14 protein-coding genes and 1 pseudogene are annotated in these 17,242 nt (G+C 50.0%); 7 read left to right on the top strand and 8 right to left on the bottom strand.

The window, feature by feature from the left end; translation table 11 throughout:
- Positions 1-9 precede the first annotated feature (9 nt).
- From JJL52_RS07230 to JJL52_RS07200, 7 genes and pseudogenes are all read right to left on the bottom strand, one after another.
- Positions 10-2,013, bottom strand: coding sequence for a helix-hairpin-helix domain-containing protein (locus tag JJL52_RS07230; RefSeq protein WP_202051728.1), 2,004 nt, complete (start codon positions 2,011-2,013; stop codon positions 10-12).
- A gap of 4 nt (positions 2,014-2,017) precedes the next feature.
- Entirely contained in the window at positions 2,018-2,800 is a 783-nt protein-coding gene (locus tag JJL52_RS07225) for a PP2C family serine/threonine-protein phosphatase (protein WP_202051727.1), read from the bottom strand.
- A gap of 87 nt (positions 2,801-2,887) precedes the next feature.
- Positions 2,888-3,529 (bottom strand): vWA domain-containing protein, encoded by a 642-nt coding sequence (locus tag JJL52_RS07220; RefSeq protein WP_202051726.1) that lies wholly within the window; start codon positions 3,527-3,529, stop codon positions 2,888-2,890.
- 1,711 nt (positions 3,530-5,240) lie between these two features.
- Positions 5,241-6,670 (bottom strand): annotated as a pseudogene (locus JJL52_RS07215) (IS1182 family transposase).
- Positions 6,671-6,828: 158 nt separating this feature from the next.
- Positions 6,829-7,392, bottom strand: a complete 564-nt coding sequence (locus JJL52_RS07210) for a FlhC family transcriptional regulator (RefSeq protein ID WP_202051725.1) — start codon at positions 7,390-7,392, stop codon at positions 6,829-6,831.
- A complete protein-coding gene (locus tag JJL52_RS07205) occupies positions 7,389-7,697 on the bottom strand; it encodes a flagellar transcriptional regulator FlhD (RefSeq protein ID WP_202051724.1) in 309 nt (102 codons plus the stop codon). The genes JJL52_RS07210 and JJL52_RS07205 overlap by 4 nt, the downstream gene beginning before the upstream one ends.
- Before the next feature lie 11 nt (positions 7,698-7,708).
- Positions 7,709-8,404: a transglycosylase SLT domain-containing protein gene (locus JJL52_RS07200; RefSeq protein WP_202051723.1), complete on the bottom strand. Its 696-nt coding sequence runs from the start codon at positions 8,402-8,404 to the stop codon at positions 7,709-7,711.
- Positions 8,405-8,732: 328 nt separating this feature from the next.
- Between JJL52_RS07200 and JJL52_RS07195 the strand changes: the two genes are divergently transcribed.
- From JJL52_RS07195 to JJL52_RS07175, 5 genes are all read left to right on the top strand, one after another.
- Positions 8,733-9,026, top strand: a complete 294-nt coding sequence (locus tag JJL52_RS07195; protein WP_005369443.1) for a type II toxin-antitoxin system TacA family antitoxin — start codon at positions 8,733-8,735, stop codon at positions 9,024-9,026.
- Between the two features lies 1 nt (position 9,027).
- Positions 9,028-9,552, top strand: a complete 525-nt coding sequence (locus JJL52_RS07190; protein WP_202051722.1) for a GNAT family N-acetyltransferase — start codon at positions 9,028-9,030, stop codon at positions 9,550-9,552.
- A gap of 18 nt (positions 9,553-9,570) precedes the next feature.
- Complete coding sequence (locus JJL52_RS07185) at positions 9,571-12,657, top strand: DEAD/DEAH box helicase (protein ID WP_202051721.1); 3,087 nt, start codon at positions 9,571-9,573, stop codon at positions 12,655-12,657.
- Positions 12,658-12,660: 3 nt separating this feature from the next.
- The gene (locus JJL52_RS07180) at positions 12,661-13,494 is read left to right on the top strand and encodes an SWIM zinc finger family protein (protein ID WP_202051720.1); all 834 of its coding nucleotides are present in this window, start codon (positions 12,661-12,663) and stop codon (positions 13,492-13,494) included.
- 113 nt (positions 13,495-13,607) lie between these two features.
- Positions 13,608-13,940, top strand: coding sequence for a type II toxin-antitoxin system Phd/YefM family antitoxin (locus tag JJL52_RS07175; protein WP_236994114.1), 333 nt, complete (start codon positions 13,608-13,610; stop codon positions 13,938-13,940).
- A 580-nt stretch (positions 13,941-14,520) separates the two neighbouring features.
- Here JJL52_RS07175 and JJL52_RS07170 read toward each other — a convergent pair.
- Positions 14,521-15,450, bottom strand: a complete 930-nt coding sequence (locus JJL52_RS07170; protein WP_202051719.1) for a LysR family transcriptional regulator — start codon at positions 15,448-15,450, stop codon at positions 14,521-14,523.
- Between the two features lie 102 nt (positions 15,451-15,552).
- On the opposite strand from JJL52_RS07170, the gene JJL52_RS07165 reads away from it, so the two are divergent.
- On the top strand, positions 15,553-16,155 hold the full coding sequence (locus JJL52_RS07165; protein ID WP_202051718.1) for an FMN-dependent NADH-azoreductase: 603 nt from the start codon (positions 15,553-15,555) through the stop codon (positions 16,153-16,155).
- Positions 16,156-16,187: 32 nt separating this feature from the next.
- Complete coding sequence (locus JJL52_RS07160) at positions 16,188-17,045, top strand: pirin family protein (protein ID WP_202051717.1); 858 nt, start codon at positions 16,188-16,190, stop codon at positions 17,043-17,045.
- Positions 17,046-17,242 lie beyond the last annotated feature (197 nt).

The raw sequence follows: 17,242 nt of genomic DNA, 5'->3' as shown, positions 1-17,242 counted from the left end.
TTCTCGAGTTTATAGATCATCTCGGGACGGTGGCGCAAAAATACTCGTTTTAGGTTTCCACTCTTCTCTCTTAGCTATGGTTGGTGAGGTACGTGTAACTCCCTTCGACGCCACTTTAGGTTCAACGTTTAAGCTCCGGCTCCCAAAAACATCAGCTAATGGAGAGTTTGGTACAGTGTTTTGTGCATTCGTATAGGGTTCAACAACTATCGCAAGTGGGCAAGCGCTTCCATCGCAGCGAGACCCTCTGGAGCACCTTTGAACAAAGTCCCAATCCTGCGAACGAAAATACAATGTGACGCGATTCGGATGCGTTCTCATCGCCTTAGTACCGGTTGTCCAATTCACATCGTTACCATCAATACGAAAATATAGTTCATTGTAGTCATTGCATCCGAAACCATAGTGCGCCTTGTCGTCCACCGCCTCAAAACTGAACCCCCAGAAGCCACCAGAACCCACCGTTTTTGCATCCACGCTTGTCAAGCTGCCAGATAATGCAATGGTTTCTTTAGTGATGATATCGTCTACCAGACCAGACTGCTGATTATGATGAACTTTATCAGCAATAACTTGCCTTTTTTCGGATTCTGACAATGTTTTCAATTGTTGAGGTTGCGGCGTCACTGATATATATGATCTTTCTGATTTATTTGAATTCCTATCAAAAAAATCTATCTGATTGTTAGTTAAATACTGAGATTGCGCTTTTGTTGTAGATTCAACGGGGTTAGATTTCTGATCAACTTCTAAATGAAAAACGAAATACACTAATAATAGCAATACTGGTAGCCAATATATTGGTTTTGATTGTGATTGCCCCCCTAGTCTGGGTTGTCTAACGGGATTTGCGTAACCTGGATTTGGTTGGATTACATGGGGGACATTTCCAAATGGTTGCCCTGGAGGTTTCAACGGTGTTTGTTTAACATTAGCCGACTTTAGGTGCTGACCTGCTTTTACAACTTGTTCGGACGGGAAAAGATCATGTCCGTTTAGTGCCCGCGCACGCTCACACCATGGACACTTGGTTAAGTGTTTTCCATGCTTGTGCTGTTTATTAAGAGAACAAGTAATTAAAGATTGTTCTGCTTCTTCCAAGGCATCCTGCCAAGCTTTAGCGTCTGGGCGCATCGAAGGCGTAGAGTGACCGTCCTCGAAACATCTTATAAAAAGTTGCTGGAGTCTCGGATGCAAAACATCAAAAGATGGTGCATTAAATCCAGGCTTATAAGGAACGAAGCGGCCCGTTGAATATGGAAAGTGACCTGCTTTTATGAGCGCCTCAGTAGTCGTCGAAGGGTCACTGTTATTACCGATATAAACACCTACAAACGGATGTACTCCTTGCATTAGAAGTCTGAATATCACCACTCCCAAGCCGAAAAAATCATGTTCAAAAGATCGATCAATTTGTGCGAATGACTTTCCTTGTAGCTCAGGTGGTGTGTACTCTGGCGTACCAACTCTGCAACGGTAAAGAGTTCTACTTCCTGGATCGTGAACCTGAAATGAGTCTGTATCTATAAGTGTTATTAACGTAGTTTTTGATGCCAGAATATTAGACTCATTCACATCTCCAATTACGTAACTACGGGCGTGCAGAGCGCGCACAGCAGACGCTAGATTTCTAGCAGTGTGATGTAAGTAACCATAGTCAAATAACGGACATTGTTGAAGACGAAGTGTCGGATTATAGAAATCGACGATGCGATGCATATCTCTCACTCGCGGCATGAGAAAACCCATAACTTGACCGGTTCCCGGATCTTCCAATAAATCTACTGGCCAAGCAATAGATGCATGTCCTTTGCCAGACATTGGATCATCAGGCGGAGTGACAAGCATAGCCAAAAGTTTGTCTACTAGCTCCTTATTAGGAAACTTATGATAAATCTTAGCGACTAACGGTTCATGGCGATTAACTAACTCATAAACATTCGCTTCTCCTCCGCCTCCTAGTTTAGAACCCAGAATAACGAATGTTTTATTTAATCGACATCTCAGTTTCATAAACCTAATTTGTGAGCTTTGCAAGCAACAAGGTCAGATCATCATCCGTTCGCTCCCTAACCCTAGCAGAGCTTAAAAATGTCTCTAGTTCTTTTTGTCCAGTTACGACATCATCCATTTCGGATAAGAAACTAAATATGGGAGAAAAAAAGGGACTATGAGGAATTCCTTCTGGCATTTCCAAAGCTAACATCTGAAGACCATCAGAGAACGCTGCGAGATAAGCAACTTCGCCTCGCCAGACTGAAAACTGCGCTGTTTCTATAGCGCCAGCTGATGTAATGAAGGTAGTTTCGTTAATGTATTCGCCAAGTTTAGGGGAGGTAATCGGAATAATATTATTCAACTGATCACCAGCAACTACTGCACCATCTCCAATCTGTATCGCCGCAATGACATTAGACAGAGCAATAACTAAGATTAACGTAGTCGCCATGTCCTGAATATTGACACTCCGGATTTTAGCTTCAGTCTCTATCGCTATTTGCGCCGATACAAGACCTTTTTCAAGGATCATTTCATAATCTTTATCATCAGTTGGGAATATTCTGTCTAGCTCAGAACGCACAATTTCAACCGAGGTGCGCGTAGCGATAGCCGATCCGATTTCAGCGAGAGAGGCTGAGCCGGCTCCATCAGCAACAGCGAACACTAAGACACCTGAGGGATTAACCTCCCAACAATTCGCATCTTGGCACGGTATATCTAGTTTTTCGTGGCTCACTCCACAACACGATGCAGCCACTATTCGCCAAAGGTCTCCGTTTTTATCATCTAGCTCTGTCATATCAAACAACCGTTTACAGATAATTTAATTTAGCAATCCAAAGCATTGACTGAGTCGTCAAAAAGATTGCTAAAACTTTTTTTAGAGTTAAACAAGAATATCGCTGCCAGGTGCTTGTAGCCCAACTTGCTCTCCCACACGCGACTGAGAAACTCTTGCTAAGCTACTTGAAAGCCATACGAAGAGTCCTTGAAAATTTAGTCCACGTAATTGAAAGGGAGGGCGCACAATAATATCTTTAAGTTTTCCCATATCAGCACCCTCAACACCTACAGCGAAAAAGGTTACCTGTTTGTTTTTTTCTTCATTCTTTATTCGTTGTGCTGAAGGTTCCCATCCAGGGTTGGGAGCTCCGTCTGTAATCATAAATACCCAAGGCCGATAATAAGTTACATTTCCCCTGTATTCTTTCTTGCGTAATTCAATAAGATCGAGTGCTTTGTTTATTCCTCCTGCCATGTCTGTACCGCCTTGTGCGGTTAGAATTGGCGCTTGAAAGTTACTGGCAGTGATAAAGTCCTGAACAATCGTAACATTACTATCAAACGTTACCACTGCTACCTCAACTCTGAGTGACGCTAACGAATCGTCTTTTAAGCTTTTAGCAAACTCTTGAAGCCCCTGATTTAATTCGTTGATTGGAGAACCTTCCATCGATCCTGATGTATCTAAAAGTAGGACGCATGGGCACCGTGATTCGGGGTTTATTGCAAATTCAGGATTTAGCATTATGGTATCCTCTTATAATTTAAGGTATTAATTTAATTAGTCGTAAAAACCAGCCTAGTAGCCTAAATGGCAACAAAAACAAGGCACGGACTACGTCTGCAGCCAGTGTGCCGACCATCTGATTATAGGCATCCCTACCCAAGATTATACTAAAACCGTAACTAATAACAGCAAACAGCAAAGCTAAAGGGATCAGCAATCTCACGATATCTTCCATATAAACCTCGCTATTGTTAATGACATATGACTGCTTTTGTTTTTATGGGCTTAGAAGATTTTTTAGTTCTTGTTGTTACTCATCTTCCTGCGCTCATCTTTATGTAAAAGTCTGAATAATCCAATAAAATAAATTGCATCGTAAAAATATCATGCCATTAATTGTTCAATGTTTTTTATACTTATGTAAAAGACATGCGCCCCTGCGTTAGAACGAAGAATTATTTCAGTGAGCCTTTGCATTTTGGGCACCGAGTGTATGAACTTCCACACGATGAACACAAATGAATACCGCACGATGAACAATATTTAGCACCTGGCCAACTGCCATCATATCCAGTTTTGCCGCACTTAAAACAAGGAACTTTTATTTTCATCTTCTATCTCCGTTTGCATTAAAAACACATGTTTAATTAACTTGCGCTAGGATGCCAAAAACAAGCTTTACAGCAAAAACTCCTTATTTAATTGTGTTCTATCTGAATATATCAAAGGAATAATATGTCTACGTTTTAGTATAGGATCTGAGCACCCTGACGAATCTATGATTATAAAATCATCGCCTTTTTCTACAATTTCTTCATATGGACTGAGTTGGGGTATGCCAAACCTGAGAATGGCTCTACCTTCAAATAACTCAAGCCTAAATTTTTTACCTTTATAGGAAAGGATCAAATCACGAAATGTCATTTTTTACAGTTTCCGTATATCTCCTAAAATTTCTATATTAACATTAATTTCTGACACTGAGCGACTATAAAAAAGGCAAGATCATGTTTTTTCCTTGCATTATCTCTTTAATTATAGGATTTTAAAATGCAGTGATATTTTGCCTAAAAATATGTATTTTTTATTGGCAATTTTAACAGTAAAGTTTGCTTTTTTCTTGTAATTTAAAAGAATCCGACCCGCTCAATGTCAGTAAGGTGTGTTTTTCATTACGATTCCTTACAGTGACTATACAAAATAAACTTTTCTGTCTAATGTTCAAAATCCACACACTACGTTTTATGCGGCTTACATCGTCACCAAAACAATAAAACATTAGAAAAAACGATATGACCGTCCGCTGTGGGTGCTTGGCTACCAATTACTGGCGGTATCTGAATGACCGATTTTAAAGGGATTGTGTTGAAAAAGTCTATTTTGGATAGAAAGCAGTTTTCTGCTAAATTTGTTTACCTTAAAAACAAAGAGTTACAGATAACACTATTGGTCAAATCGGCCTAATTTTCGCAAAAACCGACTTTTTCAACACAATCAAAGGCTAACCAGCCATTTAATGGAAATCTGTGTCTGTCTCTTGATGGCCCAGACCGTGTCAAAACGCCTAAAAATTTTCAACCTTCTTGTCAAACCGGGCAAGATAAAGTCATCAGGGGGAAGTCATCAGGATTTTGGTTTAATGCCTAAAATGGGGGCATTTCCGAAAATTGTTTCAGTACCACCTAACTAGGCGGATAAAAGCCGCTAAGGTAAGGATACAAGCAGGGTTTCAGGCCCTGATAGCCTCAAGCAAGGCTGGAGTGCCCAGGATATTGATGACTCGCTTCATATTGTAGGCCAGCACCTGCATGCTCATTTCCGTGCTGACATTTTTCAGTGTCCGGGTCAGAAAATGCGTTGAACCCATCCAGGCTTTGATCGTGCCAAATTGATGTTCCACCGTCTGGCGCCGGATGCGCATGCTGTCGGGCGCCAGGTCCAGACGCCTTTGCATGGCTTCCAGTAGGTCTTCATGTTCCCAACGTGTAACCCGTCGCTGTCCGCTAGGCGTGCAGCAGGTTTTGATAGGGCACTGGACAATAAGAGCTCCAGTAGCGATGGAGTTTCAGGCCACGCTCAACCGTACTCAAGCGCCAAATCAGACGTTGGCCCGCCGGGCACCACCGGTACTCGTTGGCCTCGGCATCGTAAATAATATCAGCTTTCTTGAGCGTCCATTCGCCGTGGCCTCTGAGGTGTCGATTCGAGGAATAATAACCGTGATACCGGCTTCATGGCATTTTAGAAATTCTTCGTTCTTGAAATAACCTCGATCGGCAATCACCGTCAGCTCCTGAATACCCATGGCGGTGCGGGCCTGCCTGGCCATCGACGTCAACTGGTCCCCGTCAATGCCGACATTGGTCACCTCATGGGCCACGATCAAGTGATGCTTCGTCTCGACGGCGGTCTGCACGTTATACCCCCCATGCCTGCGCCTCTCGTCTTCATCGAGCGAGCATCGGGATCCGTCAGGGAAATCTGTCTGTCGGGTATCTGATGGAGCTGGACTTCGGTGTCCTGGAGCGATTTCATCTGTTCCTTGAGGACGGCAATCTTGTCTTGCAGTCGCTCCGTTTTGGCTTGCGCTATCGTAGGCTCTTGCCGGTCGGCGGTATCGAGGGCCGTCAGGTAGCGCTGAATGCTGGCTTCAATCTCTTCCATGCGCCGCTGCAGTTTGGCATGGGTGAAGTTCCGTTCCCGATGATTGACCGCCTTGAATTTGCTGCCGTCAATGGCCATCAGCGCTTCGGAGAAAAGCCCCAGATGCTGGCATAGCACGATAAACTGCCGGCAGACGTTGCGTATGGCTTTACCGTTGTCCCGACGGAAACGTGCGATGGTCTTGAAGTCAGGTGTCAACCGGCCTACGAGCCACATCAGTTCGACGTTGCGTTGCGCTTCTTTTTCCAGGCGCCGGCTGGACTGAATGCGGTTCAGGTAGCCGTCGATGTAAAGCTTGAGCAGGACCGCAGGGTGATAAGCGGGACGTCCGGTGATGGCGGGCTCTACGCCTTCAAATCCGAGTTTGCCCAGATCGAGTTGCTCGACAAAGACATCCACGATGCGCACGGGATGGGTATCGTTCATAGAGTCATCGATACTTTCCGGCAGTAAGATGGTTTGTGTACGGCATTCGCCTTCAATGAAACGCTTCATCGGCTGACTCCATCAACAATCTGAACCTGATTATATCAAGGTCGACGTTTTGGCACTGTCTGGGCCGAACAAAGACTGTCAGTGTCAGGTTCAATCCAAAGTGATGGATGAATCTGCCCGATCAAACCGAGAGTTTTACAAAAACTTAAATTCCGCCGTTACCTCAAGCCAGGAGTGTTTTCCCTTTTTCTCAATTGATCTATGACACAAACTTGGCAGGTTGGCGGAAACTTGCTGTTGTAGATAACGATATAATCACCATGACAGCTTTTACAATAATGCAAGGCTGCCAATCCTATTTTGAGCGCCTGGGCGATGACCCAGGCTTCGCTGAAATTGGCGGGACGCACCTTACCGTAAGGCCTGCGCTCACGAATATGGTTAGGGAAGGTTTCGCAAAAAAAGTCCCAGGCAAATATGATGGCGGACACATCCATTTCAGCCCTTATATCGATCTGGCTGGCACCTCGATAAAGGGATGCAAACAGAGAGATGTACAGCATAGACTCTCGTACTTGGGGAATGGCTTCGATAGCAGGAAGCAATCCCGAACTCGGGCTCTCTCCTTGGTGAATCGAGCGATGAATATCCCGGATTTCCGGCAAACTGATGCTTTTAATCAATTGGCTGACATAAGATGTTCGGAGTTTTCGTTTGAGCAGTTGATAGGCTAATTGGTAGTTTTGCAACTGATCTTCATAGGACAAGCCTTCAGCTATCATGACTGGCCTCCTGGTTTGCTTAAAAACATTCTCAGACGGAGGGCGCGTTGTTCAAAAGGTTCGCTCACCGTGGGTTCGTTACGCAAGAATGTCCGCCAGGAATGGACGGAAAAACGGGGAACAAAACTGAGCACATCGCTTCGCGCCAGCACTTTCAATTGATCAATTGGCATCTTGGCCAAAATGGACACTGCTTCCGGTGTTAAGCCGAGACGGACCATGGCTTGTTGTTTACGGCCGGACTGGATTAACTCATGAGCCAGAATCAAGTAATCCAGATTCAGGTTGTAGATATTTTCATCCATAAAGGTCTCGATCAGAGCACTGCCCTGATTTGATTCGCCACAGCTAGCACCCTGCGTCCATAGCTCACTGCGGCTTCGGTATTTTGCCAGCTGTGATAGCGCCCTATCCCTAAAACCAGATCATGGGGTGCTGATTGGATGGCTTCGGCCAAGACTAAAGCACCGATTTGCAAGTTCGTAACAGGATTCAACAGTTGCTCAGGTTTGCCGACCCGATGCCCATGCCAGTAGAGGTTGACTTGCATCAGTCCGACATCGATATTCCGGCCACCCTCGATAAGGGTCTTATTTAAGATAGCTCGTGCTTCCTGTTGAGAACCGGGGATAATGGATTTGCCGGACTTGTTAATAGCCCAGGGCCATGGAGTCACATGATTTGAAGGAGTCCCTTTGGCCGATTCAACCAGTGCAACGGCATATAGAATGTAGGGATCCAGCTGATGCTGTTCGGCGATTTGCCACCAAAGTGTGGTGTGCAGCTTGGAAGGAGAAGGGTTTGAAATTTTTGAACTGGCCGTAGTGATATAGCTTTTTAGCAAAGCCGCCTTTTCTTGCGCTTGGCAACTTGGGCCGAAACTAATGAGCCCTAAACAAAATATAAGCAGCACAAGAGCATAATTCTTTTGGCAAAAACTCCGACTCTTGTGGGATTCAGAGAGATGTTGAGCCGATGACTGATGGTGGATCTGTAAATTAGTAAGCAACATGGTAGATGAGCATCATTTGTAGTGATGAGGCGAGTCTACCTTGTGTTCCTAATTTCTATATGTCGGAAAAACGACCGTTTGGGGGCTTTTCTAAGAAAGAATCGCTTTGGCGCCAATCTAAATGGATACAGTTAAGCCCACCTCTTCGTCGACAACTGCGAACCAGAAAACCGAGTAGTCTCAGTTAACTAAAAACCGATTAGGACAGCACTGAGCTAGCAAATTTGCATGTTGCAATATCCCATATTAATGGATAATCCGTATTGACATTGTGATCACAACTGGATAAAAATAGCACTTACGACTAAAATCCATGGAGGCCTCATCAATGCAGCCGTCATCAACCAAAGCGAATAGCCCCCGCGACATTAATATCAACATCAGGGCCAAAAGAACGCAACGCGACTTGATCGACCAGGCCGCCGAGATGCTTGGCAAAACTCGATCGGATTTCATGCTGGAAACAGCGTGCCGCGAGGCCGAAGAACTGTTACTTGATCAACGAATTTTCCATTTGGATGCGGAAAGATTCAAGCAATTTCAAGCCTTGCTGGATACACCGCCGACTGCCAATCCCAAACTACGCGAACTGATGTCAAGCAAAGGCCCTTGGGAAGATTAGTTTGGCCAGTTCAGTAAAATGGAGCCTGCCCTCACCGCTGAAAACAGAACATGACTTTACAGCGTTTACTTGCGGCGAAATCAGTCTTGATCATTGGCTAAAAAATCGTGCACTGCGTAACGAGGGTCGTGGCGCTTCACGAACTTATGTCGTGTGTGTTGACCAACCTCGTGCCGGAACAATCGTTGCCTATTATTGTCTCGCTACCGGATCAATTGCCTGTGAGCTAGCGCCTGGAGGCATTCGTCGTAACATGCCAGATCCCATTCCCGTCATGGTGTTGGGGCGACTCGCCGTTGATGTAAACTGGCAAGGCCAAGGGATTGGTAAAGCGCTTTTGCGTGACGCCATACTCCGTACCCTTCAAGTGTCCGAAATCGTGGGTGTCAAAGCCTTTGTGGTTCATGCACTTTCGGAACAATCCGTCCATTTTTACGAAGAACACGGTTTTCAAAAATCGCCGATGGATTCCAATACGCTATTATTGCCTTTATCGCACGTTATTTTTCAAGGTAACCCCGTATAACGGAGCGATCTTATCCCCATGACCCACGTTGTCCATCTTTTTTGGGCCCCTGAAACCACCGAGGCTTTCATTCAAGCCGGCCACTTTTATCTGTGGGTGGAATCCGCGGCACAAGCCGCAAATCAATCCAAGAAACGTAAAACCCGATCTCACCCCAACCACCTGGATGCCGAGCGCTTGCGAGACTGGTTGAAATCGTCCCTCGGTGTCACATCACGCGAGTCCGATTTTGTAACCTATCCCGTGCCACTCCCGTCGTCCCAAGGCAGCCCCCTGCCCTGTCCCGAATTATCGACCTCTCTGGATGCCGAGGCGTATGTTTGGAATGAGGCGGAAATCGAGACCTGGCCCATCAGCTGTTTTTGTTTCAATAACCGCGCCATCAACCTGATCAACGAGATTCATTTCCGGTTGATCTTCCAGGGGGAAGACTTTAAAGCCGGCAGTGATTTTTTGTTTTGGTATTATTTCACCCAATCGCTTCGCGGCATCCTGCTCAAAGACCACTATATCCCGGCGTTGCGTTACCGTGCCTGGCAAACCGGCAAACACCCTTACGAGGTTTATACCGGTTGGGAGTTTTTATCTCCGCACTACGAATGCCTGATAGAGGAAGCGGCTAAACGCCTGCCGCCGGCCGCCGCACCGAATTTTGAAGCCGCCACCGTGTTGCGCCATTGTGCCGACGTGTTGCTGCGGCAGGCCACCGGGAGTGCGCGCCTGACGCAAGCCCTGGAGAAACCACTGGCCGATTCGTGGCTGCTGCCGGCCTGTCGGCCGACTCGTCAAGAACCCTGGTTGACCGCCGGGGATCTGACGCTCGGCAAGCAGTGGGCCACTTGGCGAAAACAGCTTTCCGGCGCGGCCGGCGAAACCGGCTTCCAATTGGGCCTTCAACTGCAGGAAGCCTCAATAGAACAGCCCGACTCCTGGCGCCTGGAATTCCGTGTGATATCGCGCCGCGACCCTTCGCTGCAACGGCCGCTGGCCGACTATTGGCAACTTTCCGGCACTGCCCGGCGGCACTGGGAAAAGGATTTTGGGGGCGATTTTGAACAGCGTTTATTGATCGATTTGGGACAGGCCGCGCGTGTTTATCCCGCGTTGTGGAAGGGCATGGAAACGGCAGAGCCGTCCGGCATCGATCTGTCGCTGGAAGAAGCATTCGCTTTTTTAAACGAAACCGCCTGGGTATTGGAAGACGCCGGCTTTTGGGTCAGTGTGCCGGCCTGGTGGACGCCGCAAGGCCGGCGGCGCGCCAAATTGCGCATTCGTCCGGCGGCAACCTCGAAAAAAGCGGCACGCTCTGCAACGCCAAGCCTTTTGAGTCTCGATCAATTGCTCGAATACCGTTACGAACTGACGCTGGGCGGTGAAAAGGTCGGCGCGGAGGAATGGATGCAACTGGTCGAGACTAAAACATCGCTCGTGCAATTCCGCGGCCAGTGGGTCGTGCTGGACAGTGAGCGCATGAAAGACATGCTGGAGTTTTGGCGGCGCCAGGGCGAGGCGGAAGAAAACCTAGACATGCGCGACTGGCTTAAGCGCACCGCGGATGAGACGGACCTCTTCGAAGTCGACCCGGAAAGTGCATTGGCAGACATGCTGGATAAGTTGCGTCATCAACAGCACTTACAGCCAATCGAGGACATTCCCGGCCTGAACGCCGAACTGCGTGAATATCAAAAACGCGGCGTCGCTTGGCTGGTGTTTTTGGAACAACTCGGCCTTTCCGGTTGTTTGGCCGACGACATGGGCCTTGGGAAGACCTTGCAGGTGATCGCCCGATTGGTCATGGCGCAGGGCGAAGCCAGTCGCGGTCCCGCGCTGCTGATCGCGCCGACTTCGGTGCTCGGCAATTGGCGCAAGGAAATCGAGCGCTTCGCGCCGCAACTCAAAACGCGGCTGCATCACGGCAGCGAGCGCAGCAAGGATGAAGAGGAATTCGTGTCGGCGGCACAAGCCGTGGATGTCGTGATCGTGTCCTATCCACTAGCGCTGCGCGACGCGAAATTGTTTCAAGCCCTGAAATGGCGGCGCATCGTATTGGACGAAGCACAAAATATCAAAAACCCCGAGGCCAAGCAAACCAAGGCGATTTTCAAGCTGAACGCGGACTATCGCTGGGCGCTGACCGGCACGCCGGTGGAAAACCGCCTGCTGGATTTATGGTCGATCTTCAATTACCTGAATCCGGGATACCTCGGCAAGCAAGCCGCTTTCCGTAAAGCCTTTGAGGCCCCGATTCAGCGCGACAACGATCCCCTGAAATCCGCCATGTTAAAGCGTCTGGTAGAGCCGTTCATTTTGCGCCGGGTCAAGACCGATCCGGCAATCATCCGCGACTTGCCGGACAAAGTCGAGAACAAACAATACTGCAATCTCAGCAAAGAGCAAGCCTCGTTGTACGAAGCCGTGGTCCGCGATGTCGAACAGCAACTGGAAGCCAGCGAAGGCATTCAGCGGCAGGGCCTGATGTTGTCGACCTTGATGAAACTCAAGCAAATCTGCAACCATCCGGCGCAGTTTCTTCAGGATGACAGCGCCTTCACCGCCGAACGCTCGCATAAGCTGGAACGGCTCGGCGATATGCTCGCCGACGCCCTGGCCGAAGGCGAAAGTGTGCTGATTTTCACGCAGTTTACCGAAATCGGCGCGCGCCTCGAGCGCTATTGCCGCAGCCGTCTCGATTGCCAGACTTATTATCTGCACGGCGGCACGGCCCGGAATACGCGCGAGAAAATGATCGCCGAATTTCAAAACCCGGAAACGCCGCCGGCGGTGTTTATTTTGTCGCTGAAGGCTGGCGGCGTCGGCATCACGCTGACGCGCGCCAATCATGTGTTCCATTTCGACCGCTGGTGGAATCCCGCGGTGGAAGACCAGGCCACCGACCGCGCGTTCCGCATCGGCCAGACGAAAAATGTCTTCGTGCATAAATTCATCACCCTGGGCACGCTCGAGGAACGCATCGATCAAATGATCGACGCCAAAAAGAAAATCGCCGGCGCCATCGTCGGCAACGACGAGTCCTGGCTGACGCAACTCGATAACGCCGCGTTCAAGCAGCTCATTCGCCTCAATCAAGCAGCGGTATTGGAGTAAACCATGAGAACGTTACGCACCTGGTGGGGACAACGCTTTATCCAGGCCCTGGAGTCCTTCACCGATTCGGCAAGGCTGGCGCGGGGGCGCGCCTATGCCAATAACGACCGCATTCGCAGTTGGCAGCGGCAAGGCGGCATGGTCAGTGCGACGATCCGGGGCAACATTAATCCTTATTACGGTGTCTACAAGGAACCTCTCTACAAAACGAGTATCGCCTTCCAGTCGATCGATGCGATTCAGTGGCAGCAACTGATACCTTTTCTCGGCAGCCGCGCCGCGTTTATTTCCCGCCTGTTGTTGAACGAAGTGCCGGATAACATCGAAGACGTGTTTCGGACACTGAAGCTGAGCTTGCTTCCTTACAGCCACAAAGACCTGAAAACCAACTGCTCCTGCCCGGATTACGCCAACCCATGCAAGCACATCGCCGGCCTGTATTATTTCCTCGCGGCACAATTGGACCGCGACCCGTTCTTATTGTTCGAATTGCGCGGCCTCGAACGCGACGAGTTGCAAAAACAATTGCAAAAAACGCCGTTGGGCCAGGCTTTGGCGGCGGCCATCGGGGAACAAGACGCCGGCTTTGACAGCGTTGACAGCTATTTCACGCGCGCAACAACACAACCGCTTGCACCCCGCATGACGCCCGGCGACTTCTGGCACGGCCGCAAACGTCTACCGGAGAACTTACCGCCGGCCGTACCGGCATCCATTCCGGCGCTGTTAATCAAAAAAGGCGGTGACTTTCCGGCCTTTTGGTCAAACGACCATTCTTTCATCGATGCGATGGAAGCCATTTATCAAACCATCCGCAAACGCGAAAAAGATTGGTGATATTCTCGTCCTATGGGAGAAGAAAATTCCGGATTTTAACTTATACTGCGCGCGGGCAAGCCTGCGGATTTTAAAAAATGCAATTACTGTAAAAAAGGCGGGCTCCGCGCGCTATGCCCTTACCTTTCGAATTCAGCAAAGTGTTCCGCGCGCCGAACCCACCTTTTCTCGAAGCTTTGTTTTTTGCGGAAAATACCATGCATATCGTAAATATATTGCAAGCCAAGTCGTCTCTGTCCCGCTTGGTAGAGGCGATCGAGCAAGGACGCGAGCGTGAAATTGTGATTGCCCGGAATGGCCGCCCGGCTGCCAAACTGGTTCCGATGGATACGGTACCCTCTGGGAAACGCATTGGTATAGCAAAAGGCTTATTCGTGGTGCCGGACAGCATCGATGCGCACAACGACGAAGTGGCGCAGTTGTTCATGGGTGAGGGGCAATCTTGAATCTGCTACTGGATACTCACGTTGCACTATAGCCATCACGGATAGCCCAAAATTACCGCAAAAGGCGCGTGATTCAATTGCATTACCCAAGACGACCGTTTGGGTCAGCAGGGCTATGTCTGGGAAATTGCGATCAAGCACTCGCTAGGTCGTGGCGATATACCGGTTTCTAGTCAAGACGCGATGCGATATTTTCAAGAATCCTGGTATCGTTTCCTAGCCGTCGAGGCGGAGTTGATTGCCCACTCCTATGGAACATAGCATAAGCCGGGATTATCTCAAATAGCCATCAATTAAAGTGAGTTCTTAGTGTAGTATTTGGCGTAACAAATTTAACTATCAAATTAAAAATCATTATAAATCAATATCCACATACTGCTGCATCATCGGAGTATGTTCTTTTTGCTGGCCTTCTCTATTACTCTGATTTAACTTGTCTTTCATTCTCATCTTATTGATACGGAAGCTCTATTAATGAACGTATTCGGCAAGCCGCTATCGGTCATTGGCCGGCAATGTCCTTTCCAACAGCTATTGTCGCTTGGGAAGCCTTGAAAAACCAGCGCGACTCGCTGCACCCTCATTTTTCCTGTGACAGACCCTCTCCATCTGTTACTGTGCCGCAGGTTTTCACTGACTCCCGGATGATCTCGGCCAGACGCTGCACACCGGGGCCCGCAAAATCCGGATTGGCAAAGATCAGGTACAAGGGGACCTCGCGCGTTCCCCCTTCCCGCAAAGGCAGCGGTTTGAGCAATCCTGCCTTTAATTCCTCGCGAATATGCGCTTCCGGGAGCCAGGCAAAGCCGAAACCCATGGCCACGGCCTGGATCGACGTGGCAATCTGGCTCACCGTCCAGCGCTGATCCACTTCGACAGAGACCGCGCGCCGGTCGCGCCTGCCGCCCGAATCCCGGACCACCACATGCCGATAGGCGCGCAGGTCGCGCTGGGTCAGCGCCCGGCCATAGCGATGCAGGGGATGATCGGCCTGCGCGACCGCGATCAGTCGCACCCGCATCAAGGGTTCGCCCAGGAAGCCGGGCGGCTGTTCCGGGGAAATGACCAGGTCGGCTTCCCCCTTGAATAGCGCCTCGGCGGTGCCGCCGAGCACCGATTCGATCAACTCCACCCGCGTGCGCGGGCTCTCCCGGCCGAAGCGGTCCAGACAGTCCAGCAGCAGCCGGCAAGGAAAAAGGATTTCCGCCGCGATGCGAATCTCCGCCTCCCAGCCAGCCGACAGCGTGTGCGCCGCCTGCTCCAGATCGCGGGCCTCCTCGACCAACGCCAACGCGCGCCGGTACAGCATCCGGCCGGTTGGCGTCAGGGTGGCTTTGCGCCCCTGGATCTCGAACGCTTTCACGCCCAGCAGCGATTCGATTTTCTGCACCGCATAAGTCACCGCCGATTGGCTTTTATTCAGGATTTCCGCGGCCTGCGCGTAACCGCCGGCGTCCACCACCACGATCAGCGATCGCCAGTGTTCGAGGGTAATATGGGGAGCCTTCATAATTAATCCAATTATTAGATAAGTATTAGCAATATATTATACTTTTTTATCGAATTAATTGGTTGTTTAATGGAGCCACTTTCGATAAAGGAGGAATAACTCATGAAAACCCTGCTCCAAATCAACTCCAGCATTTTCTCTTCCGGCGGCCAGTCCAGCCAACTGGCCGACCACTTTGTCGCCGCATGGCGCAGCCATCATCGGGATGCCCGAGTGGTCTTTCGCGATCTGGCGCAGACGCCCTTGCCGCATCTGGACGCACAGCGGGTAACGGCCTTTTTTACGGCGCCCGAAGCGCGGACTCCGGAACAACAGGCTTTCGCGGCCGAGTCGGATGCCCTGATCGATGAGATCAAACAGGCCGAGATCCTGGTAATCGGCCTGCCGATGTACAACTTCGGCATTCCGTCGACGCTCAAGGCCTATTTCGATCAAATCGCCCGGGCCGGAGTAACGTTTCGTTACACCGCGAACGGCCCCGAAGGTCTGTTGGCCGGCAAGAAAGCCTATGTCTTCGCAACTCGGGGCGGGCTGTACGCCGGCACGCCACTCGACAGCCAAACCGGTTATGTGCGCGATTTTCTGGGCTTTCTAGGCATCGCCGATGTCGAATTCGTGTATGCCGAAGGGCTCAACATGGGCGAGGCGAGCAAGGAGGCCGCACTGGCCGAAGCTCAACAACGGCTCGCCATGCTGGCGGTTTGAGAAAGCCATTCCAACTTTCCGTGAGGAATACCATGTCTACGCGAACATTGAAAAAAACCATCAACGCCCTGCCCGCCACCGACGGCGGCGGCGTCAAGCTGCTGCGCAGCCTGGGGCAATCCCAGTCGGCGCGCCTCGATCCCTTCCTGATGCTGGACGAGTTTTCATCGGCCAATGCCGATGACTATAGCGCCGGCTTTCCCGACCACCCGCACCGGGGTTTCGAGACGGTGACTTACATGCTGGAAGGGCACATGCTGCACCGGGACCATCTCGGCAACCGGGGCGATTTGAAGAGCGGTTCGGTGCAGTGGATGACTGCCGGCCGCGGCATCATCCATTCCGAAATGCCGCAGCAGGAAAGCGGCCGCATGCGCGGCTTCCAGCTGTGGGTAAATTTGCCGGCCCGAGAAAAAATGAAGCCGGCCGCCTACCGGGATATTCAACCGGAGGCTATTCCCCTGCTCGCCCTTCAGGACGGAAGCCGGGTAAAAGTCATTGCCGGCAGCGCACAAGCGGAAGGCCGGGTTGTAGCGGGACCGGTCCAAGGATTGAGTACCGAACCTTTGTTTCTGGATGTCCATCTCCCGGCAAACGGCCATTTTGACCACCCGGTTGCAGAGGATCACAATGCCTTCGTTTATCTTTACGAAGGCTCGGCCGAAGTCGGCCCAACGACCGAAAGGCTACCCTTGGCACCCCATGCCGCCGGGGTGCTTTCCGAAGGGAATCGCGTGGAGGTACATGCCGGGAAGGAAGGCGCCTCTTTCCTGATGCTCGCGGCCAAACCCCTGCGCGAGCCGGTCGTCCAGTACGGCCCCTTCGTGATGAACACGCGCGATGAAATCGAGCAGGCGCTTGCGGATTATCGGGATGGGCAGTTGGTGTAAAAACGATGGTTTCCGTGCCGAGCGCACGTTGAGTGGTTTGGCCCATTCGGAATCATGGGCCAAACCATGAACTTTCAATTCCCGCATGACTCATCTTTTTTAGGATTTCGTCAAAAAATACTTCCCCCTTTGAAAAAGAGGGACTTCGTCAAAAGCGCCTCCCCCTTTGAAAAATGGGGATCGAGGGGGATTTGTTT

It is taken from the genome of Candidatus Methylomicrobium oryzae (genome assembly GCF_016745425.1).
Lineage (GTDB): Bacteria > Pseudomonadota > Gammaproteobacteria > Methylococcales > Methylomonadaceae > Methylomicrobium > Methylomicrobium oryzae.
Note: the sequence above shows the minus strand (reverse complement) of the source record. Positions and strands in the feature narration are given on the sequence as shown.